This is a genomic window from Aeoliella fuhlenseeensis, from assembly GCF_052161615.1.
Classification (GTDB): domain Bacteria; phylum Planctomycetota; class Planctomycetia; order Pirellulales; family Lacipirellulaceae; genus Aeoliella.
The window spans coordinates 3617366-3638727 of record NZ_CP197417.1 but is presented as its reverse complement, the minus strand read 5'-3'; the positions used below and the strand labels follow the sequence as shown (position 1 = coordinate 3638727).

Annotated in this window: 16 protein-coding genes; 8 read left to right on the top strand and 8 right to left on the bottom strand. The window is 59.4% G+C overall.

The genetic code is table 11. The features are described 5' to 3' along the window. Positions 1-17: 17 nt before the first annotated feature. Positions 18-341 (bottom strand): hypothetical protein, encoded by a 324-nt coding sequence (locus SH292x_RS14360; protein ID WP_442481703.1) that lies wholly within the window; start codon positions 339-341, stop codon positions 18-20. Positions 342-656: 315 nt separating this feature from the next. Between SH292x_RS14360 and SH292x_RS14355 the strand changes: the two genes are divergently transcribed. Next, on the top strand, positions 657-1382 hold the full coding sequence (locus SH292x_RS14355; RefSeq protein WP_442481702.1) for a PIG-L family deacetylase: 726 nt from the start codon (positions 657-659) through the stop codon (positions 1380-1382). 89 nt (positions 1383-1471) lie between these two features. Here SH292x_RS14355 and mscL read toward each other — a convergent pair whose 3' ends face one another. From mscL to SH292x_RS14335, 4 genes are all read right to left on the bottom strand, one after another. Then, positions 1472-1912, bottom strand: a complete 441-nt coding sequence (mscL, locus tag SH292x_RS14350) for a large conductance mechanosensitive channel protein MscL (RefSeq protein ID WP_442481701.1) — start codon at positions 1910-1912, stop codon at positions 1472-1474. Positions 1913-2101: 189 nt separating this feature from the next. Beyond that, entirely contained in the window at positions 2102-2620 is a 519-nt protein-coding gene (locus tag SH292x_RS14345; RefSeq protein ID WP_442481700.1) for a hypothetical protein, read from the bottom strand. A gap of 152 nt (positions 2621-2772) precedes the next feature. After that, the gene (locus tag SH292x_RS14340) at positions 2773-3807 is read right to left on the bottom strand and encodes an RluA family pseudouridine synthase (RefSeq protein ID WP_442481699.1); all 1035 of its coding nucleotides are present in this window, start codon (positions 3805-3807) and stop codon (positions 2773-2775) included. 101 nt (positions 3808-3908) lie between these two features. Then, positions 3909-4898 (bottom strand): hypothetical protein, encoded by a 990-nt coding sequence (locus SH292x_RS14335; protein WP_442481698.1) that lies wholly within the window; start codon positions 4896-4898, stop codon positions 3909-3911. A 237-nt stretch (positions 4899-5135) separates the two neighbouring features. Here SH292x_RS14335 and SH292x_RS14330 point away from each other — a divergent pair, with 237 nt between their 5' ends. The 4 genes from SH292x_RS14330 to SH292x_RS14315 all read left to right on the top strand — a co-directional run bounded on the left by SH292x_RS14330 (position 5136) and on the right by SH292x_RS14315 (position 12878). Then, complete coding sequence (locus tag SH292x_RS14330) at positions 5136-7178, top strand: ATP-dependent helicase (protein ID WP_442481697.1); 2043 nt, start codon at positions 5136-5138, stop codon at positions 7176-7178. Positions 7179-7421: 243 nt separating this feature from the next. Further along, entirely contained in the window at positions 7422-7892 is a 471-nt protein-coding gene (locus SH292x_RS14325) for a hypothetical protein (RefSeq protein WP_442481696.1), read from the top strand. Positions 7893-8086: 194 nt separating this feature from the next. Further along, positions 8087-9322, top strand: a complete 1236-nt coding sequence (locus SH292x_RS14320; protein ID WP_442481695.1) for a metallophosphoesterase family protein — start codon at positions 8087-8089, stop codon at positions 9320-9322. Positions 9323-9440: 118 nt separating this feature from the next. Further along, the gene (locus tag SH292x_RS14315) at positions 9441-12878 is read left to right on the top strand and encodes an AAA family ATPase (RefSeq protein WP_442481694.1); all 3438 of its coding nucleotides are present in this window, start codon (positions 9441-9443) and stop codon (positions 12876-12878) included. Between the two features lie 13 nt (positions 12879-12891). On the opposite strand, the gene SH292x_RS14310 is transcribed toward SH292x_RS14315, so the two are convergent. The 3 genes from SH292x_RS14310 to SH292x_RS14300 all read right to left on the bottom strand — a co-directional run bounded on the left by SH292x_RS14310 (position 12892) and on the right by SH292x_RS14300 (position 15421). Further along, on the bottom strand, positions 12892-13248 hold the full coding sequence (locus tag SH292x_RS14310) for a DUF2200 domain-containing protein (protein WP_442481693.1): 357 nt from the start codon (positions 13246-13248) through the stop codon (positions 12892-12894). A gap of 29 nt (positions 13249-13277) precedes the next feature. Continuing rightward, positions 13278-14315 (bottom strand): glycoside hydrolase family 43 protein, encoded by a 1038-nt coding sequence (locus SH292x_RS14305; RefSeq protein ID WP_442481692.1) that lies wholly within the window; start codon positions 14313-14315, stop codon positions 13278-13280. A 191-nt stretch (positions 14316-14506) separates the two neighbouring features. After that, entirely contained in the window at positions 14507-15421 is a 915-nt protein-coding gene (locus tag SH292x_RS14300) for a PEP-CTERM sorting domain-containing protein (protein WP_442481691.1), read from the bottom strand. 402 nt (positions 15422-15823) lie between these two features. Here SH292x_RS14300 and SH292x_RS14295 point away from each other — a divergent pair, with 402 nt between their 5' ends. From SH292x_RS14295 to SH292x_RS14285, 3 genes are read left to right on the top strand one after another with little or no spacing between them, the layout of a single operon-like run. Beyond that, positions 15824-16351 (top strand): sigma-70 family RNA polymerase sigma factor, encoded by a 528-nt coding sequence (locus SH292x_RS14295; RefSeq protein WP_442481690.1) that lies wholly within the window; start codon positions 15824-15826, stop codon positions 16349-16351. Positions 16352-16353: 2 nt separating this feature from the next. After that, complete coding sequence (locus SH292x_RS14290; protein ID WP_442481689.1) at positions 16354-18135, top strand: LamG domain-containing protein; 1782 nt, start codon at positions 16354-16356, stop codon at positions 18133-18135. Between the two features lie 27 nt (positions 18136-18162). Next, positions 18163-21360 carry a BNR-4 repeat-containing protein gene (locus tag SH292x_RS14285; protein ID WP_442481688.1) on the top strand — a complete coding sequence of 1066 codons (3198 nt, stop codon included), beginning with the start codon at positions 18163-18165 and terminating at the stop codon, positions 21358-21360. The last annotated feature ends 2 nt before the right edge of the window (positions 21361-21362 follow it).

Here is a 21362-nt window from a genome sequence, read left to right as displayed (position 1 = left end):
CTTCCCCCTTCGACCGATCAGTCGTCGAAGTCTTCGTCGTCGCTGAAGGTGTCGGCGTCGTCACCGTCGGTGTCGTCATCGCCTTCGATGTCGACACCGTCAATGTCTTCATCGATGTCATCGTCGTCGTCCGGCTCGAACTCGTCGGCGAACTCGTCTTCGATGGTCTCGTCGTCCCACTCTTCCTCAAAATCGTCGTCGAAGTCGTCGTCGAAATCATCGTCGTCAAAATCGTCGAACGGATCGGCTGCTACCTCGTAGGACGGCGCAATGGGCGTCCAAGGTTCGGTGGAGGTGACCAGCGTTTGGTCCGTGGCGTCGGCGGGGGCGTCGATGAGCATGGAATCGGCGAGGCTAGTTGGAGGTAGAGGGGTAGTAGGCGAGTTTGCGAGTTGGTGCGGCTCGGAAGTGGCTGTACCAGCTTACACACTCATCCTTGCAGCTTGTGGCCGCACTGAGTTTTCGATACGTTTCCTAGTTGGGAATCCCCGATTTTCGTTGGCCCACCGGCGATCTGTCAAGCGCGGCAATGGTCGGGGCGAAACGACGTAAATGGTTGCGGGGCTTAGTCGTACGGAGAGATTCGGGCCTCGAACCTGGGGCCACCCGGCCCTAACGGGCCCGGCTCGCCTTGCTGGCGGATTGGATAACGCACTATGACGGACCTGTCGATAGAACCGCTGGACGTGATTGCCGTGGGGGCTCACCCCGACGACGTGGAGATTGGTTGCGGCGGGTCGCTCGCCAAGCTGGTCGAGCAGGGGTACCGCGTGGGGATTATCGACCTCACGGACGGCGAGCCCACACCGCTGTCGCCGAGCCCCGAGGTGCGCGCGGCCGAGGCCGAGGTGGCAGCCGAGGAGCTTGGGGTGCACCATCGCGCGACACTCGACCTCGCGAATCGGCGGCTGATGGACACGTTCGAGGCCCGCGTAACGCTGGCCAAGGAGTTCCGCCGGTGGCGGCCGCGGTTGGTGCTGTCGCTGGGCGATCGCACGCCGACGGCGTCGCCCGACCATTGGCAGGCGCTGGTGATTACCGAGGCGGCCGTGTTTTACTCGCGGCTCACGAAGTGGGACGACCAGTTCGACCACCTGCCGCCACACAAGATCGACGCGCTATTGTACTACTCGCTCAACTTCTACTCGCTCGACCCACCGCCGGGGCATTCGTTCGTGGTCGACATCGGCTCGACCTACGACAAAAAAATCGCGGCGGTCCGATCGTACGCGACGCAATTCCCCGCCGAGAAGCAGCACATCTTCGCGCGGCTCGACGCCATGAGCCTCTACTTCGGCGAAGCGGCTGGCTTCGAACGGGGCGAACGACTGGCGAGCCCGCGAGCCGTGGGCGTACGGGATCTGATGGGGCAGTTGTTTTAGGGAATGACCAATGACGAATTAACAATGACCAACAAGAGGACGACAGTTATTCCTATTGGTCATTGTTAATTCGTCATTGGGGTTTCTTGCTAAACCGCTTGCTGCTTCTTCAATTCGTCGCGAATCTCGCGGAGCAGCAGGATGTCTTCCGTCGGAGCGGGCTTCTCCTTCTCAGGCTTCTCGGCAAAACGCTCCTGAGCCGTATTCATCAGCTTTACCATTGCGAAGATTGCGAACGCAATGATTAGGAAATCGAGGGTTGTTTGTGCGAACGCTCCCCAAGCAATGTAAGGTCCGCCGGCTGCTCGCGCTGCTTCAAGGCTGACTGGTTTGGCGACCTCCGGATCCAACCAAACGAATTGACTACCGAGACTACCTTTTCCGGTAAATGCCCCCACCACTGGCATTATGATGTCGCCAACCAGCGATGCGACAATTTTGCCAAAGGCTCCACCGATAATGATACCAACGGCCATGTCGACCACGTTGCCACGCAGGGCAAACTTCTTGAACTCACTGATCAAACCCATCTTACACCTCCATTGATCGACTAGCCGGATGAGATCGCCCCGCAACGGAGGCGAGTGCTATCGTACCGCGAGAGTCTGAATCCGCAAACGGGAGCAATGCGGCACGACGGTCATAGTCGCGAAAGCTGAAACCAGCTACGGAATCAGTTGTGTAAGTATGCCCGAAGTAGGATGTTGTGTTCGAGCGGATCAGGAATGCTTGCCTGCAAAGCGACGATAAAGTGCTATGCCTAGCATCGAGCTCAATAACATCACACCGACCGAGGTTGGTTCGGGTACCACGGTGAACGATAGCGGCTCTGAAGAAAAATAGGAGTCTTCGGTCAAGCCGGGCCATCTCACGGTGACGTCGTATGTGCCTGCTGTTAGACGTCCCAGGTTGATGACCGCGTCCGGAATCTGCGTCGCCGGTAACTCGGGGCCCTGGCCAGGAGCAGGGGGTGTCAATCCAAAGTCGATCAAGATCGAACTACCATCCACCATGAAGTAAGGATCGAAAGTAGACTGTACACCCACCCCCAAATTGGAAATACGAGCTCTGACAAGTGTGTCTTCAAATGAGGTTGGTTGAGGCGTGATAAGTTCCACTTGGAACTCTAACTCAAACGGAACTGGAGGAGCTGTTTGTCCGATGGCTAGTCCACTTAAGGACACCACAATCACTGCAGTTGCATAGACCACTGATACTTTACTGGTGACATCGAACATATGCTTTTCCCTACGCAGATTGGTTTCGAAGCCCCTGGAGAATCTGCTTTTGCAATATTATAACCGAAGGGTATGGTCAAAGCCAGAGTTTCTGGCGTGACGCATGAATGGGGTAAAGCTATGAGTCGGCGTCTATTCGGAGTGTCGATTCGCTACGCTCGTAAACACTCCAGCACCTGCTCGATGTCCTTCGGCAGCGGGGCTTCGAAGGTCAGCCGTTTACCCGACTCGGGGTGTGCGATCGATAGCCGGCGGGCGTGCAGGGCTTGGCGAGTGAGCAGTGGCACCGCGTCGGTACTCGGGGGAGTGCCCTTGTAGCTCTTGCTCAGTTCTTCGGCGGTCACTCGGTCCGATCCGCCGTAGAGCCGGTCGCACAAAATAGGGAGGCCGATGCTGGTGAGGTGGACGCGAATCTGGTGCGTGCGACCCGTCTTGGGCAGGACCTTGAGCAAGCTGAAACGCGGGAAACGTTCCAGAACTTCGAACGTGGTGAGGGCTTCCTTGGATTCGGGATGCCCGGGGCGGATGGCTTTGGCTTCGCGCAACTTGGGGTGCGGGCCGATCGGTTTGTCGATAGCGTCGGCGTCGCGATCGGGGACGCCACGGACGATGGCCCAGTATTCTTTCTCGGTCGAGCGGTCTTTGAACTGCGCGGCGAGCGCTTCGTGCGCGCGATCGTGCCGGGCGACGACGATCACCCCACTCGTGTCGCGATCAAGCCGATGCACGATGCCAGGCCGCTGCGGACCGCCGGTGGTGCTGAGTTCGCCGAACCTGAACGCCAGGGCCGCGGCGAGTGTTCCCTGCCAGTGGCCTTTCGCAGGGTGGACCACCATGCCGGCGGGCTTATTGACCACCACCATCCAGTCGTCTTCGTACAGAATGTCGAGCGGGATATCCTCGGGCTCGGGACCCGAACGCAGGGTCTCGATGCCCGCGATGTGGATCGTCCAGCCGAGCTCCAGTCGGAGTGCAGGTTTTACTTCCTGGTCGACCACTGTGACTTGTCCGGCGGCGATGGCACGCTGCACGCCGGCACGGCTGTAACTCGGAAACCGAGAGGCCAGATAGGCGTCGAGCCGCTTACCGACTGCCGATTCGTCGACTTCGAGCGTCTGCGGCCACGAGGGTTCGGTCGAAGCAACGTTCTCAGATTCGTCAGTAAGCTCGTCGGTAGTTTCCGACATAGCGCCACCCTCAATTTCTCAAAACGGCGCTACCCGGACGGCCACGCCGTCCGCGAACGAAAAACTCAGAACTCAGCGAAGCGATTGCTCGCGACCCAGTGCTATTCTGGCTGGGTAGCAGCAGGAGTTTCCGCGTCCGTAGCCGATTCAGTTCCTTCAGCAGGAGCCGACTCCGCCGGCGTGTCGGTCGCGGGGGCTTCCTCAGCCGGAGTTTCGCCAGCGGGAGTCTCCACCGCCGGGGTTTCCGTGGTAGGCTCGCCTTCAGCGGGTATCTCAGTGGTTGCACCTTCCGCCGCCGGTTCGCTCTTGTTCTCGTAGCGATCGCTGTTCGGCTCGCCAGGGGCAATTTTCTGGAATTGATCGAGCGTCTTGAAGAAGTCCTCTGCGGCGGCGTCGGTGTTAGCGGCCGGATCAGTGGAAGGAAGATCGAGGCCATCGGGGGTGAACTGCGGCATAGCCCCGGCGCCGGGAACGCCTGACGGACGACTGGCACCTTCGGCAGTGGCGAGCCAGCTGGCGACATCCTGAGAGTTCCATTCTTCGAGCACCTTCACGCGACTGTCGGCAAGTTCGCTGTAAACGCCCGTCACTTTGTTATAGGCCTCGATCGCTGCGGCAATGTCACCCTTGGCTTCGGTGGCTTTTGCGACCCCAAGCTGTGCACGGCTGCGGACCACGGGATTCTTTACGCGTTTGGCAGCGTCCTCGTATTGCTTGAGTGCGTTATCGAGCGCCTCCATCGAGCCCTTCTTGTCCGAAAAATACTCGCGGCAACCCTGGGCGAGCTGGCTATCAGCCCAGGCCAGCTCGGCGAACTCGCCAACTTCCTTGCCCTTGTACTCGTCGGCAGTTGCTCGCAGGGCCTCGGTGTCGGCAGGGAACGGGTACACGGCCATCGTGTAGGCATCCCACGCGGCGTCTTTCTTCGCCACGATGTTGCTCGATGTCAGCCGGAAAACCGCCCAAATCGCAGCGACAGCCAGCAGGCCATAGATAATGTAGGATGCGTAGGGTGCCGCCTTGTCACTACCCTGCTCCAGCAGCTTGGCCAGGGTGTTTTGTTCGAGTTCGTGCCGCTCTTCGGATTTCATCGCAGTCGCCTGATGAGGACGTTCGGAGTTTTTTGGAAACCGTAAGTGTAGAATTCGCCGCGGTTTAACGTCAAGCGCAGTCCCCAGCGGAGCGCGATTGGCCCTGTCTGCTCCCTGTGAAAATGGGGCGTTCGAGATTCGAGACGTCTTGCGGCAGGTCGGGTCTCGAAATCGAGGGCCTTGCCGCGTTATCATGCGTGGCCCCGTTTGCCCCACCCGCTGCACGATGCGCCCCTCATGTCCGACGGATTGAATCCCCCGCAACGCGACGCCGTGAACACGCTTAGCGGTCCGCTCCTGGTGCTCGCCGGGGCCGGTACTGGCAAAACCCGCGTGGTGACGTTCCGCATTGCGAACCTGATCGCCCACCGCATTAAGCCCGACCGCATCCTGGCGGTGACGTTCACCCGCAAGGCCGCCGGCGAAATGCAGGAGCGAGCCGGTAAGCTGCTCACGGGCAAGCATCGCAAGGCTGACGCCCCGCGGCCCGAGATTTCGACGTTTCACTCATTGTGCGTCAAGATCCTCCGCCGCCACGCCCCAGTGCTGGGCTATCCCGAGAGATTCGCGATCTGCGACCGGGGCGACCAGGAAGGGTTCGCTCGGACGGCACTTCGTGAGATCCGCGCGCCAGCCGACAGTCTGAATGCTGGCGACCTGCTCGGGTTTGTCGGCCGGTGGAAGATGGCTTCGGTGTCGCCATCCGGAGCGGTGAGCGTCGCGGAAACGGACCGCGAGCATTTGGCTGCCGTGGCCTATCGGCGTTACCAAAAAGCGCTCAAGCAGAGCGGCGTGGTCGACTTCGACGACCTGCTGCTGCTTACCGAGCAGTTGTTTCGAGAGCATCCAGAGGTTCGTCGCGCCGAAGCTGCGCGGTTCGATCATGTTCTGATCGACGAATATCAAGACACCAATCACAGCCAATACGAGATTGTACGTGGTCTCGCCATGGGCCATCGCAATTTGTGCGTGGTGGGAGACGACGACCAGTCCATTTACGGCTGGCGGGGTGCCGAGGTGACCCACATTCTGCGATTCTCGAAAGACTGGCCCGACGCCAAGGTCGTGCGGCTCGAAGACAACTACCGTTCCAGCGCCTCGATCATCAAGCACGCCAACACGCTCATCGCCTTTAACAGCGAGCGGCACGACAAAGTTCTCAAGGCCGCGCGGCACGAAGGACCAAATCCCCGCATTCTTCAGTTCAAGGACGAGAACGAAGAAGCCGTGAGCGTGGTGAAGGACATCAAGCGGCTGATGGGCATGGGGCGTGGGGCCAAGGATTTTGCGATTCTGTTCCGCACCAACGAGCAGCCGCGAGTGTTCGAAACCGAGCTTCGCGCCGCCCAGTTGCCGTACGTGCTGATTGGTGGCATGAGCTTCTTCGATCGCCGCGAAGTGCGAGACTTGCTGGCGTTCTTGCGACTGGTGGCCGAACCGAACGACGATCCCGCGCTCTTGCGTATCCTCAACACCCCGCCGCGAGGCATTGGCGACGCGGCGCGCAAAGCCCTAGTAACCGAGGCAGCCGCGCGTGGCCTACCGATTTGGGGCATGATCGAGAATCCAACGGTTGTGACCAGTCTTTCCCGCGCCGCGCTTGAAGGTGTGATCGGCCTGCGGAAGATGGTCCACACTTGGCAGGAAATGTCGGAGAAGTTGAGTGTCGAGGACATGTTCGTCCGCATCATCGACGACACCAACTATCAGGCCGAGATCGAACGGCAGTACGAAGACCCCCAGGAGCGTGACTCGCGCTGGGCGGTGGTCGAAGAAATTACCAACGCGGCCGCGAGCTACGACACCCGTAAAAAGTCGCGGAAGAAGGCCCCCCGCGACCGCATCATCGCGTTCCTCGACGACCTGCTGGTCGGCAATCAGGACGACAGCCGCGACAAGGAGAAGCAGCTCAATCAAAACGCCATCGCCCTGATGACGCTACATAGCGCTAAAGGTTTGGAGTTCCCGTACGTCTATCTCGTTGGCATGGAAGAAGGGATTCTGCCTCATAAGCGCTCGCTCGAGATCGGTGAGAGTGCGATCCCCGAAGAACGCCGCCTAGCCTACGTCGGCGTCACCCGCGCCCGAGACGAGCTAACGCTGACGATGGCGTTGACGCGCCGTAAATGGGGCAAGCCCCGCGAGACCATTCCGAGCCGATTTCTATTCGAAATGACGGGGCAAGCGGAAAATTTCGTCAAAGCCCAGCGTGCGGCGGCGAAGCAGAATGCGAAGGGGCCGACTCAAAGGCGCGGCGGGGCGAAGTCGCGGAAGGGCTAAGCGGGCGAGCCGGACAGTCGGCCGAGCTCAATCTGGGATTAGCCGGCGGGGTGCGCATGCGGAAGCTACTGCCTGTCGAAAGCAACGAGGACGAGTGGAGGGACGACGGAAGCTTCCCTCGATTCAAGCGTCAGCTCGCTGGGCGTTACGGGGCAAATAATTGGGGAACTTCTCGGCGGCTACTGGCGTCTAACCCGTAGAATGTATTACCCGAACGAACAGGTAACTTTTTCGGAGGTAGCCATGGGAAATTTGAAACGACGGGACGCAGTCAAGCAACTGGCGGGGCTGGCAATACTCGGGACGGGCGGAGTTCTCGCGCGAAGCGCTGCTGCCCAACAGGGAAACCAGCAGCGCAAAGCACCCCAGGATCCAATCCTGAAGACGGCCGTAGCAAGTCCGCAGGCCTTCATGCTCAGCGAGCCAGTCTCGTTCACGGTTGAAGGAGATGGGCGGAGTCGCGACCTGATTGTAACTTCCTCTGTCAACGAGGACGGCAAGCAGATTCCCGTCCGGGTGCCATCGGGCACAATGCGGGTGTTTCGGGCCGACGCTAGCGTCGACGATTTCACCCAACAGGGAGGGGTGTACTGGAAGTTCTACAACACGAGCGGCAAGGTCCAACTAAGCACACCAGGCGCGATCGTCATGATAGTGCGGGAAGGAAACGACACCGTTCGTTGCTACGAGATGACGATCGACCTGCGGTGCTAAGTCCCACCAGTGGCGATACGCAGCGTTCTACACGCCGAGAAACTCGATTCGCTTTCCAGTGCCATCGGCTCCCTTCCGTGGCTCGGTTGCTACGCGTGCTGGTGCTAGCACCGCCGGCAATCTGAAGTTGGCTGGTTTCGCGAATCTGTGTAAACTGCAGCGGAACTAGACCCACACAAACGCAGGGAGGCGTTATGCGGCCTGAGATTCGATTCGTACATTCTAGCGACTGGCATTTGGAGGCACCGCTGGCCGGCCTGCCCAGTCTGTCGGACGATCTGCGCGCACTCGCCCGTGATGCGGCGTATCTGGCGGCCGAGAAAGTCGTCGAAACCACGCTGGTCGAAGGGGCCGACGCCCTGCTGCTCTCTGGTGATATCGTCGACCTCGAGCGCAGCGGACCGCGAGCCATTGTATTTCTTCGCGAGCAGTTCGAACGCCTGAACGCCCGCAACGTCGAAGTCTACTGGGCCGGCGGAGTCACTGATGGTCCGGACGATTGGCCGGTGGTCGCCAGGCTCCCGGAAAACGTGCACCGATTCGGTCGCGGCCGGGTCGAACAAATCGATCAAAAGCGGGATGGCAAGGTCATCGCTCGCATCCAAGGCGTCAGTAGTGCAGACGACGGAAGCGTCGATAACGCCGGCTTTCATCGCGACGCCAATGGTGTCTTTACTGTAGGTGTGGCGTATAGCACAAGCGATTCGCCTGGCCGCGAAGGGGATCGTGTCGATTACATGGCCCTCGGCGGTCGGCATCGCCGCGCGACGGTAGATAACGAACCGGGCATCGCGCATTTCTGCGGCTCGCCTCAAGGTCGCACTCCCGCCGAGTCGGGGCCCAGCGGTTGCACACTGGTCCATGTTGTAGACGGCAAGACCCAGACCAAGTTCATTTCGACGGACATCATCCGTTGGGTTGACGAAGCGATCGAAGTCACCGCGTCGACCACCATCGAACAGCTTGAAGAGCGGATGGACGAGCGGCTCGATAAGCTCCGTCAAAAGTCACAAGGCACCGACCTGCTGGTGTCGTTTCACGTTCGTGGCACAGGCCCCTTGGTAACGCTACTTCGCCCAGGCCACGAGACCGACGCGTTAATTGCTCGCTTGCAGAAGCGTGCCTCGAAGCGCTCGCCCCTATGCTGGACAGTGGGACTAGGTTGCTTGTCGGCTCCCACGGTGCCGGAGGAATGGTACGACCAGGAAACGATCTTGGGCGACTTTCTGCGGCAACTCGCCGAGTACGAAGAAGACCCTCGCAAATCGTTGGAACTTGAAACGTTGCTCCCCACGCCCCTGTCGAGTGAAGTGCTAAAGTCGGTCGCCAAGTTCAAGAATCAGGATCACCGTACTCGCGTGATCGAGAACTCGAAGAAGCTCGGTCTCGAACTCCTGACGTCGCCTGAAGCAGCGATGCAGTTGGGATAAATGACCAAAGACGAATTCGTAATGACCAAGGTTCATAGCTCGAAGACTACTACTTGATCTATCCTCCGCCCTCCGGTCGCTAACGCTTCCGGCTCGCCCTTAGCCCCGCCCACCTCCCATGCGTATCACCGACATCTCCGTCGACGGATTTGGCGTTTGGCACGATCTCGATCTGCGCCGTTTGTCGCCCGAAGTCACCGTGTTCCACGGCTGGAACGAAGCGGGCAAGACCACGCTGATGCAGTTCCTGCGTAGCGTGATCTACGGCGTTTCGGACGATCGCCGGGCTGTGTACTTGCCGCCCGTCAACGGCGGCCGGCCTGGTGGCACGTTGGGCGTAGTGACCGACGACGGACCATTTCGCGTCTCGCGTTACGCCGACCGAAGCGACTCCGACGTCGGACGTGTGACGATCGAGATGCCCGATGGCGATCAGCAAGGCGATCGGCTGCTGCGCGAAGCGATCGAACACGTCGACGAAGCGACGTTCAACAACGTCTTCGCGTTGGGCCTCGACGAGATTCAGCACCTCGGCACGCTCGGCGGCAGCGCCGCGGCGCAGTGGATTTACCGGCTAACTTCTGGCCTTGATCGCATCATGCTGTATGACGTGATAGTCGGCCTTCGCGCATCGCAGCGAAAGCTGGTAGGCCCCGACGAAGCGGTGTCGGAGGCCGCCAAGCTCCTCAGCGAGAAAGAAAAGCTCGAAGCCGAAATCGCGGAGCTCGCCAGTCAAACCCGCGTATGGTGCCAGCGCGGGTTGGAGATGGACGAGATCGACCAGCAGGTTCGTGCACTGCGTGAAGAAGCGCGCGAGCGCGAGCGCCGCGCCCGCCGCGTCGAAGTCGCAATGGGCATTCGCAAGCAGTGGACCAAACGCGAAGAAACGGAGATTGCGATCAAGGCGCTCAGCGGGCTCTATCCGCTGGAGGCCAATGCGATTGCTGACCTCGACGAGCTGAACGATCGAATCGAAGAGCACGAACGTCAGCGGGACATCCTCAAAGGCCAGCGGCATCAGCTTCGCAAAGAGGCCGAGGACCTGGGCATCAATGAGATGCTGGTCAACAATTGCTGCCGGATCGATGGACTCTCGGAGCAACAGGAGTGGCTCCAGTCGCTGGCCGCCCAGAGTGCCGAGTTTGAAGCCGAGGCCGATAAGCTGGCGGCCCGCTTCGAAGCCGAAACGAGCCGGCTTGCGAAGCAGTGGTTCGGCGACAGCGATCGGCGACTGGTGCTGTCGATGGAGCAGCTAGAGAAGCTCGCCCCGCAGCGTGCCGCGATGGAAGCGGCACAGAAACAACTTGAGATTGCCGAGCACGAGTTCGAGGCGTATCGCGGTGAAGAAGAGAGGTATGCCTCGCAGCTCGCGAGTGCCACGACGAGCAGCGAGCGACTCGGCCTGCCGACCAACTTACAGGACGCGGGCGAGATGGTGGCCCGGCTTCGACGGCGGCTGGCGGTCGAGCAGAAGATCGAACAAACGCGAAGAAGTGGTGTGGAGCTTGAGGAACAAGCTCGTGACATGCTGGATGGGCAGGTCATGCCCCTGCGACTGTACGTCGGCTGGGGCGCGTGCGTGTTCGGGGCGGCGGCTTTGTTGTTCGCCTGGGCTGTTACCGAGGGCCGCCCCGAGCTCGGACAGGTGGGTGGGCTTTTGACCCTCCTCAGTTTTCTCATTCCGGCTTGGCGTTGGGCGAACGAGCAGCGGCTCGCCGATGAACTCGATGGCGTGCATCGCCAACTCGAAGACCTCAATCGCCAACTCGTTGGCGCGCGAACTGAGAAAGATGCACTGGAAGAAGAACTGCCGGTTGCCGACGGCTCGATCGTGTTGCGTTTGCAAACGGCTGAGAAGCATCTGGCCGAGCTCGAAGACATGCTGCCGGTCGAGAGCGAACGTCGCAAGGCGACCGAAGCGAGCCGCGCCGCGAAGGCTGCCTTCGATTCCGCCAAGGCCCGTGTTGTCAGCACCGAAAAAGAATGGCGTGGATCGCTCAAGGCCCTGGGGCTGCCCGAGGCTCTGACTCCGAAGGAATTGAACTTGCTTGCCGGTCAGTACGAGCAGCTTGCGCAGCTCGAACAAAAAGCCCTGAGCCGCGCCGACGATATGGCCCGTCGCCAGAAGGAATTCGATCGCGTGGTGACGCGCATCCAACGGCTCGCCGAAGAGACCGGGCTAGTGCTCGAAGATGCCGAGCCGCTGGATCAGCTGGAACACTTGTTAAGCGAAAGCCGGATGCAGAAAGCCCGGATCGAACACCGCGAGAAGCTTCGCGAGCGGGCGAAGGAACTGAAGATCGAAGAAGGCAAGCACATTCGGGCCGCCATCGGCTTGACGCGCAAGCGCGAATCGATGTTCCAAACCGCGGGCGTTGATCACGAAACGGCATTCCGCGAATTGGCGGCCGACCTCGCGCAGCTTGCGAAGCTCGAAGGAGAGCGGAAGTCGCTCACCCGCGAAATCATAGCGGCATTGGGCAACCTGGGCACAGAGGACGAGTTCGCTCCGTTCTTCAAGCCCGAAGTCATCCACACTCTCGAAAAACAGTGGGAATCGCTCACCGGCGAGCACGACGCCACCGAGAAGCAGCTGGATAAGTTGCTCAAAGAGCGAGCTCAACTAGTGGAGCAGCAACGGCAGTTGGCCGAGGATACTTCGCTCGCCGAGAAGCAAATTGAACTTGGTGTTGTCGAGGCGAAGTTCGAACTGGCTGTAGAATCATGGCGCGAGCGGGCCATCGTGTCGCAGATGCTCGAACGTGTTCGCCACGACTACGAACTGCACCGCCAACCCGAAACTCTCCAGGAAGCGACGGGCTATTTCCGCGAACTCACGGGTGGTAAGTACACGCGAGTCTGGACTCCGCTGGCGAATGACATCCTGTTCGTCGATCGCGAGGATGGATCGTCGCTCGCCGTGGAATCGCTCAGCCGTGGTACTCGCGAGCAGCTTTACTTGAGCGTTCGATTAGCGCTGGTGGCAATGTTCGCCCGCCGCGGCATTCAGCTGCCAATGATCCTCGACGACGTGCTGGTTAATTACGACGAACGCCGAGCCGCGGTGGCCGCTCGCGTGATGACCGAGTTCGCCGCTGAGGGACATCAGCTCTTGGTGTTTACGTGCCACGAGCACATCCTCAATATCTTCAAGAAACTGTCGGCCGATTGCCGTCGTCTACCAAGCCGCTTCGGCGAGGTGTTCGAAGAGGAATCCGAAGTCGAAGAAGAGGTGATCGAAGCGATCGTCGAAGAACCACAAGAAGAGGTCGTGGAAGAAATCGTCGAGGTATTCGAAGAGCCCGAAGTCGAAGAAGTCTACGAAGAGGTTGCTGAAGAGCAGCCCGACCTGTACTACTCAGCGACCATCCTTCCTCGTTCGCAGCCCAAGCCAAAGCCCGCGCCGGAACCGGTCGCCGAATACGAGTTCGACATGGCTCCCCGCCAGTCGGCCGTGGAGTACGACTGGGACCACGACGATGTGGAATTCAGCGATCGCCTTGACGCCAGCGGGCGGCGAATGGAAGAACCCTTGGTGGTGACGCGGTGGGATTAAAGAGGCGAGCTAGCTATGCTGGGGCTCGCAGGATCTTCTCCATTGTTTTCCCCTTCGCCAACTCGTCGATCAGTTTATCCAGATAGCGAATCTCGCGCATCAGCGGATCTTCGATCTCCTCAATGCGCACGCCGCAGATCACGCCTTTGATTTGCGAGCGAGCGGGATTGAGTTTTGGAGATTTCGCAAAGAACGTCTCGAAATCCGTTTCGGCCTTCAGGACTTTTTCCAGGCCGGCCTTGGTATACCCCGTTAGCCAGTGGATGATCTCATCCACTTCGGCCTTGGTTCTTCCTTTCCTCTCCGCCTTCGCGACGTAGTGTGGGTACACACTCGCGAATGTCATGCTGTAAATGCGGTGCTTCGCCATGGTTGCTTAGGTGCTCGGCTCGAAGGATGCTATGGCTTCAGTTCGGCGTGGTCGACCGTGGGCCCCACACACCTTGGTCCATAACGCGTCCACGTTAGTGGGTCGATGCACATCTGCCGTATAGTCATCTGGGGGTTCCACGCGTGGTAGATGAGAATGTCCTCATCCGACACAGGCGAACGCGCGATAGAGTGGTGGCCAGGTCCACGAACTAGGTTGGGAACTCCGCGGAGCACTCGGGCGAACTCGCCTTGATCCTTGTAGGGCCCCATCACGCTATCCGCGACGACGTAGTCGAGGCCGTAGTGCTCGGTGCCGAAGTTCGAGCCGCTGTAGAAGCACCAGTATTTTCCATCTCGCTTGACCACCCAGGGAGCCTCGATGGTGTGCCAGTCGAACTTGCGGCCGCCGTACATGCTCATCGTTCGATTGGCTTCGAACAATGTCCAGTCGTAGCGCGGACGGACGACCAGCTTTGGTTTGCCCTCAAGTCGCTGCATGTCGATGAGTCGATCGACCACGATGCCCGTGCCGGAGCGATACCCATCGTTGGTATCTAGGAAATCCTTGGCGTAGAAGAAGTACCACTCGCCGTCGTCGTCTTGGAATGCATGGCCATCGATGAAGAACGCCGCACCTTCGCCATCCTTGAGCGGCTTACCCGTGTCGGTGAATGGACCGGTTGGCGTATCGCTGGTCGCCACGCGGATCTCGAACTTCAGATCGTCGAGTGTGCCGACTGAATAGTAGAGGTAAAACTTGCGATCGTGTTCGACGACCTCGGGGGCCCAGAACTCATGACTTTCCATACCCGCAGGGGTGAGCAGGGCACCACCTTCGTCTTTCCAGTCCACAAGGTTATCGGAGCTGAATACCTGAAACCGACGGCCATCCTTTAGGGGCTTGTTTCCCGTTGTGCCGAATGCGAAGTACCGGCCCTCGTGCTCGATCACGCCCGGATCGGGCATGCTCTGCGAATAGACGGGGTTCTTGTAGGTGAGTGGTGTTTGAGCGACAGCCAAAGGGCTGACGATGGCCATGATGAGAGAGAGCCAGAAGAGACGCATAAGTGGTTCGCCTGAGTGGAATCGGATATCCAAAGCTCCATGATAACCGATGCTGGTCGAGCGTGCTGGCCGGGTCGCGGCGAAGTCGCGGTTGATTTACTTCAGTGAACTTTCCGTCCCAAAAAGGCACAAAAAAAGCACGCAGGGGAACCGGTTCCCCTGCGTGCTGTGGGTGTCTTTGAGCAGCGCCGCTAGGCAGCTTGGCGAGAACGGACCCAAATTGCTCCGCCGAGGGCGAGGGCGACGAGCAGCACCGAACTGGGCTCGGGAATGGCCAGTGGGTTGCTCGTTAGGTCGCCCTGCGCCATGTAAAGGTTGTCGATCTGCACGACGCCCGCCTGCTGCTGAGCGAAGCCAAAGGCGGCAAGTGCGTTCGTCCCGAGCCCGTTGCGGAACACGGCGTCAGCAACCCCAAGCACACCCGCGTCCGTGCCGGTCGATGTGTAGATGTCGTAGAGATTGGTATTGGTGTCGACCACGAGCCACACGTTGTACCAAGTGTCGCCGGCAACATCGGCAATCGCAACGCCGGTTCCTGTCGCAGTGCTTGCCTGGAAGTCGGCTGCTCCCACTCCACCACCTGCGAGGTATGGCATCACCGCGAAGTCCTGCCAAGAGTTGTTGTTGTCCAGGTTTGTGGTCGCGTCCGTGAGACCGAACATGGTGTCGTAATTGCCGGTACCACTTACGGCCTTGAACTGGAAGAACAATGTGTTCACCGAGTTGTTGGCGAGCGTGAAGTCCGTATCGAAGTTGCTTGCGAGGTTAGTTTGCGCGCCTCGCCATCCCCCAGCTCCCTGACCCGGGATGCCGTACGCCTGAAGTGCATTGTCCGTGGGTGAGTCAGGAGCCGCGTCATTTTCGACGGTCGCGGCACCCGTACCATTGAAAACTCCGTACCAGTTGCCACCAGTAACGTCGCCACCACCATTGCTGCCGATGGTCTTTACCGTTGTATTATCGTACGAATCAAAGTTGTCCACGAGCACCCACGCAGCGGGAGCTGCGGAGGTAGCCGCGAGTAGCAACGACGCTACTGCTGCCCTCAGTAGGCGCGTGACGGCCTGACTGGAGAGAGAAAAAGAAGTCAAAGCGGTCGAATTCATTAGTAGCTACCTTCCGCCCCCTTTGGGGGCCTACCTTCGCCCGTTGCGTTTGCGGATTTACGCAATCCACGTCGCTTTTGGGCCATTGAGCCAAATCGATGGTGCCTCGTCTTCCGAGAGCGGACAGCTAAGCCGCCGCCATGTTTCTCGCAAAATTGCCGAGAAAAATGGGTCTGTATCCCCGCACGCGCGACTGGCGCTGCGTCGAAAAGTTTCCCGCCTCTAATAGGTGTCGTCGCCAGGGGAGGGATTTTAGCGCGCCTGCTTGTAGAATTTCTGAATTTTTTTGCGCCAAAATAACGTTGTCCGCTACGAGAAGTGGTAGGCGGCACTATTCCATCGCGCCGAGGCACCCCGTCGATGGGGATCACCTCGACGTCATTCGACACAGGCGGGTTCGTTATGCAAACCGATCAGGGGCAAAGTCAACACGACGAGTTCCTGCGGCTTTTCTCCCGCGACTCGCGGCGAATCTATAACTTCGTGTTCTCGCTGGTAATGTCGCATGCCGACGCGGAAGAGGTGTTTCAGGAAACCTGCATCGTCCTGTGGAAGAAGTTTGACACCTATCAACCCGAAGGCAATTTCCTCGGCTGGGCCTGCCAGATTGCGCTCTATGAAGTCATGCAGCTTCGGCGCAAGAGCAAGCGGCTGAAGCTGCTAGATGACAATGCCTTGGAGGCGCTTGCCGACCAAGCAATGGCCCACTCGGACCTGTTGAATACCCGCCAAAGCGCACTAGAGCTCTGCATCGAGAAGCTAGCGGAGACGGACCGTGTACTCATCGAACAGCGCTACCGTCAGCAAAGAGCCCCCAAAGAGATCGCGGCGAGTTTATCGCGGTCGGTCTATTCGGTGTATAGGGCGCTAACGCGGATTCACGCGGCACTCCTCAGCTGCGTCAACCAGCAAACTTTGGAGGAATCTTGAGCATGGATTCAAAATCAACACGCCGCGAAGTGTCCGAAATCCTCCTGGCGATGGCTGTAAGTGATGCGACCGACGAGCAGCGGGCTCGCCTCAGTCATCTTGTGACGAGTAACGACCAGCTAGCGCTGCATGCCGTACAGCTTCTCTACCAAGAGGCGAGCCTCGCGCAGCTCTACTCTGACGAACGAGACGGCACCGTGTTCACCGCCATGTTCGAGCGGGCGGGCGAAAAAATGAAGGGGCTCCGCCGTGATGCGGCCGACCCGAGCACCATCCCTCTGCCCGTCGGTGGCCGAGCCACCTCCAACACCTCAGCCCCAAGATTCCACCCGTTTGCAGCTTGGCGTTCGCCGATGGGCTGGCTGGCCGCGGCGGCGCTATTGCTCACGGGCACCATATTGGGGAGCGTTGCCACTCGGTGGTTGGACGGACCCGTCCAACCGATCGCCCGTGCGGAAGCGCCTGGCAGCGATGGGGTAGAGGACAATCCTCAAGATCGTTACGTAGCCAAGTTTGTGCATGAGACCGCGTGTATCTGGGAGCCAGGCCACAAGCCACCCATCGTGGGCGCAAGGCATCTGCGTGGTGGTGAGAGCTTTAACCTGATGGAAGGCCTCGCAGAAATCGACCTGTCTTTCGCCACAGCCGGCAATGCCACGTTGTGGATGGAAGGTCCGGCGCGGATGATCCTTACGTCGGCCGGTACTCCTAGTCTTTCACAGGGGCGCTTTACTTCTCGTGTATTTTCGCGAAATGGCGATGTGACGTTGGAGATGCCTTTCGGCCAAGTTCGGGTGCTCGGCGAGACCTCGCTGGGGGTTACCGTGAATGGACTTGATGTCGAAGTGCATGTCTTTAGTGGCGACGTGTCGATCGCGTGTCCTTGGCTATCTACCCCATCGACCTCTGATCTTGTTGCGGTAGAGTCGGGCAAGTGCGTGCGATTCGTGATTGAAGATGGGCGTACAGCGATGCATTGGGACACGGCTAAGCCCTGGCAGTTCGCGTCGCAGTCGACCATCAATGCCGACCAACTCCAAGTGCCGAGTGCGTACGTCGAAGAAGTGCTCGCTGCATCGCCCGTGGTTTACTGGCGGTTCGAAGATCCGGCGACCGGGAAGATTGCCAACGAAGTGGGCGACCGTTACCAGGGTACTGTCCACGGGGTCGTTGGTTGGTCGCAGCAGGGATCGAACCAGGTTGTTGAGTTCGGACTGGGTTCTCAAGCAGACGCAACGCATTCGTTCATTGAAATCGACGAGCCGTTTGGTGACGAACTAAAGGATGGTTACACGCTCGAAGCATGGGTCAAGCCGAGTCACTATCACCTAGGCTCGATTGTTTCGATGTTCCGTGATCAGGCGTCCCATGGGGCCCTCGTGGAACTCGGTGGGTTGGTAGCTACCCCGTCGCTTATCGAGCACACAGGGCAGTTCCGTTATCTGCACCGTGATCCGCCAAGCGACGTCCCTGAACTTGGCACCTCGTGTTTTTCCGATATCCCCTACGAAGCACGCCGCTGGGCGCATGTGGTCGCGGTGAAGGGCGCCGAAGGCCTGAAGTTCTACATCAATGGCAGCCTTGCGGCTTCGGCCGTGGATACTTCTAACCTAGCGAGCGGCATGACGTTCCTCGTCGGCCAACTTGACCGGCAACGACACTACCGGGCTTTTATAGGCCAGCTCGATGAGTTGGTGGTCTACCCGCAGCCGTTGGATTTGGAAACCATCGAACGGCACTACCGTCTTATCCGAACCGGTCAACTGCGCCGGGACGAAATCTAACTGGTGTTTCGACAGGCGAACTTTTACATGAACTCCGCGCAGCAATGCCGATCTAGGCTGGTTGCTCTCGCCCTTGCCTTAGGCCTGATGATGGCCGATGCAACGCGTAGTGCTGCGCAGGTAGTGAACACCGAGAACTTCCCGTCGGCAGTCACGTTCACCCTCACCAACACGGCGCAGGCACCCAATGGCGTATGGAGTTGGTTCGAAGACGAGCGGGCTATCGTGGACCATAGCGACCCCGACAATCCGCTTCTGATTCTCAGTAGCGTCTCGGCAGGTTCCGGCGCGGAACGTGGCGACATCGATCTGTTATGGCGAAACCTGCGCACGGGCCAGCAAGGTCACTTTGAACTGGCTAATCAGTTCGAGCAAGACGATCACGATTCCGCGGCGCTCTACATTCGCCCCGATGGCCGGTACTTGGCTATGTACTCGCGGCATGGAAGCGACAACTTCACCCGTTGGCGGATTTCGACGAACCCCGGCGACCCAACGAGTTGGGGCCCGGAGCAGGCGCTCAATAACGGGGCTGGGACGACTTACAACAACATATATCACCTTCCTGAAGACAATGACGGGGCAGGTCGTACGTACAACTTTACCCGCACCTTTAATTATGACCCCAATGTGCAGGTATCGACCGACCATGGCACTAGCTGGGCCGCGGCGGGAAAGTTGCTGACTGAAGGCGGGGGCGGCGATCGGCCCTATGTGCGGTACGCCTCCGACGGGAAGAAAATTCACTTCATCGCTACCGACCGGCATCCTCGCAACTTCGCCAATAGCGTCTATCACGGCTACGTGCAGGACGGTGTCCTTTACAACAGCGATGGAACCGTAATGGACGGCAACGTATTCGACGCCAGCGGTGTCGCCCCCTCGTCCTTGACGGAGGTGTTCGCCAACGGCTCGCAATTCAATGGCGTTACCATGAATCGGGCGTGGACGATCAACTTGGAAATCGACAACACGGGGAATCCAGTTGGCATCCTTACCGCGCGCGTGAACGACAACAACCAAGACCATCGTTTCTTCTACGCCCGGTTCGACGGAGCCGAATGGCAAGTGAACGAGATGGCGAAGGCTGGCGGCTATCTGTACGCTGCCGAGGACGACTACACGGGGCTCGCTTCCATCGATCCCAGCAATCCGAACGTGGTTTACATGTCTTCCGACATCGACCCGCGATCGAATGCTGGCACCAGCCGTTACGAACTCTACAAGGGCGTGACGTCCGACTTCGGTTCCACCTGGGACTGGGTCGCAGTGACAGAGGACTCGACGGTCGATAATCTCCGTCCCGTAGTTCCCGAGTGGAATGGACAGAAGACGGCCGTCACGTGGCTCCAGGGCAACTACTTCTCCTACACCAACTGGGACACCGAAGTGGTGGGGATGTCGTTCGACGACGTGGATCCCAAGTCGCTACTATGGCGAGGCGACTCCTCTGACCCCGCCCGTTGGGACGTCGACGAGACGCACAACTGGAATAGCGGTGGCGATTTGAGCGACCCCTACTCGGAGGGATCCGAAGTGGCGTTCGACGACACCGCAAGTTCTTTTGCTGTCCATCTGGCGAGTAACGTCTCGCCCTCAGGCGTGGCGTTCAATAACGATAGCTCCAATTACATCGTCACCGGCGCTGGGATATCGGGGTCGGGTCGACTTCGCGTAATTGGCGGAGGGGTCGTGACGCTCGCCAATGGCGACAACACTTACTCTGGCGATACGCTCATTGCCCACGGGACGCTACGCATTGAAGGCGAGGCGCGCCTCTCGGGGACCCCGCACGTTCGGGTTCTCGCTGGCGGTGTGCTTGATGCCGAGGACGCTGCCGAGGGTCACTACACCCTCGACTCGCAACGACTTTCGGTTGATGGCAGAGTACGCGGCAACATCGTGGCCACCAACCACTCTGCGGTGACGCTCGGTCCGCACCAAGTAATCGAGGGGAGCCTGACGGCGCAGGATTCGGAGATTGCGGGCGAAGGGACGGTGCAAGGTGATTTGCTGCTGTCGGGCAGCTCGGTGGTCAGAATTGGTGGCGAGCGTATGGTATCCAAACAGCTCTACACCTACGTCGATGCCACGCATGGCGCAAACGGTAACACGGCGTACTCCAATGGATCGACTTTTACTCCGACAGTGAATCCCGATTGGCAAATCCGAGGTATTGGAAATGGTACGGACGGATCGCTTGGCAACGGAGGCCGGATCTATCAAGGGGGAAGCGATGATCCCAACTCTGCGGGGGAGCTCAAGACTACACTCACCGGCCTAACGCCAGGCGCTCCCTACACCGTTTACGCCAACTACTGGGACGCCACGGGCTCCGCGTGGCGGATTCGTGTGGGAACCGAGTCGGGAGAGCTCACTCTTTATGACTCACCTCGAACGAATGTTGTGGGAGCCATCGACGGCTCAGGTATCGACACACTTGAATACACCGACACTCCTCTGTTCGCCGAGGGTAATCGGAGAATGTGGGGCGCTCCGCTGGGGCAGCTAGTTGCCGATGCGAATGGAACGATCTCGGTGTTCATTGACGACACCGGCACCAACGATGGTGACGACCGCACTTGGTACGACGGACTGACCATCAGCGCGGGTCGAGCCTTTGAGGGCCAAGCTACGCTCGCCGTTGTAGGAGATATGTCGATGCAGTCGGGATCCACCGTGGAGTTCGATCTCGGCGACCCTTCTCACCACGATCAGCTGCACGTCGAGGGGGCACTCACCGTTGCGGGTACGCTAAAGGTGTCCCTCGCTTCGCAGGGTTCGCTGCCACGAGAGGGGGACGAGTTCGCCTTACTTGCCGCGGGCGCTATTGTCGGTGCCTTCGATTCGTTCGACTTGCCAGCGCTTGCGAGCAACATTCGCTGGGATACCTCGGAGCTTTACACCTCGGGCCTGTTAGCTGTGGTGCCCGTGGTGCCAGGCGACTTCAACGGCGATGGAGCGGTCGATTTGGCGGACTACTCGGTGTGGCGCGACCAACTGGGCTCGTCGGAAGATGGCGTTGTCGTGCTGAGCGGCAATGGCAACGGTGGCGTTGTCGATGCGTCCGACTATCTCGTCTGGAAGTCTAACTTCGGTTTCTCCCTTCCCCTCGAGTTCGTACAGGAAGCCTCGCACGTCGTTCCGGAACTCGGGGGTTCGACCCTGATTACCGGTCTACTGCTTCTTACCGCATTTGCTCAGCGAAATCTCATCCAGCTATGAAT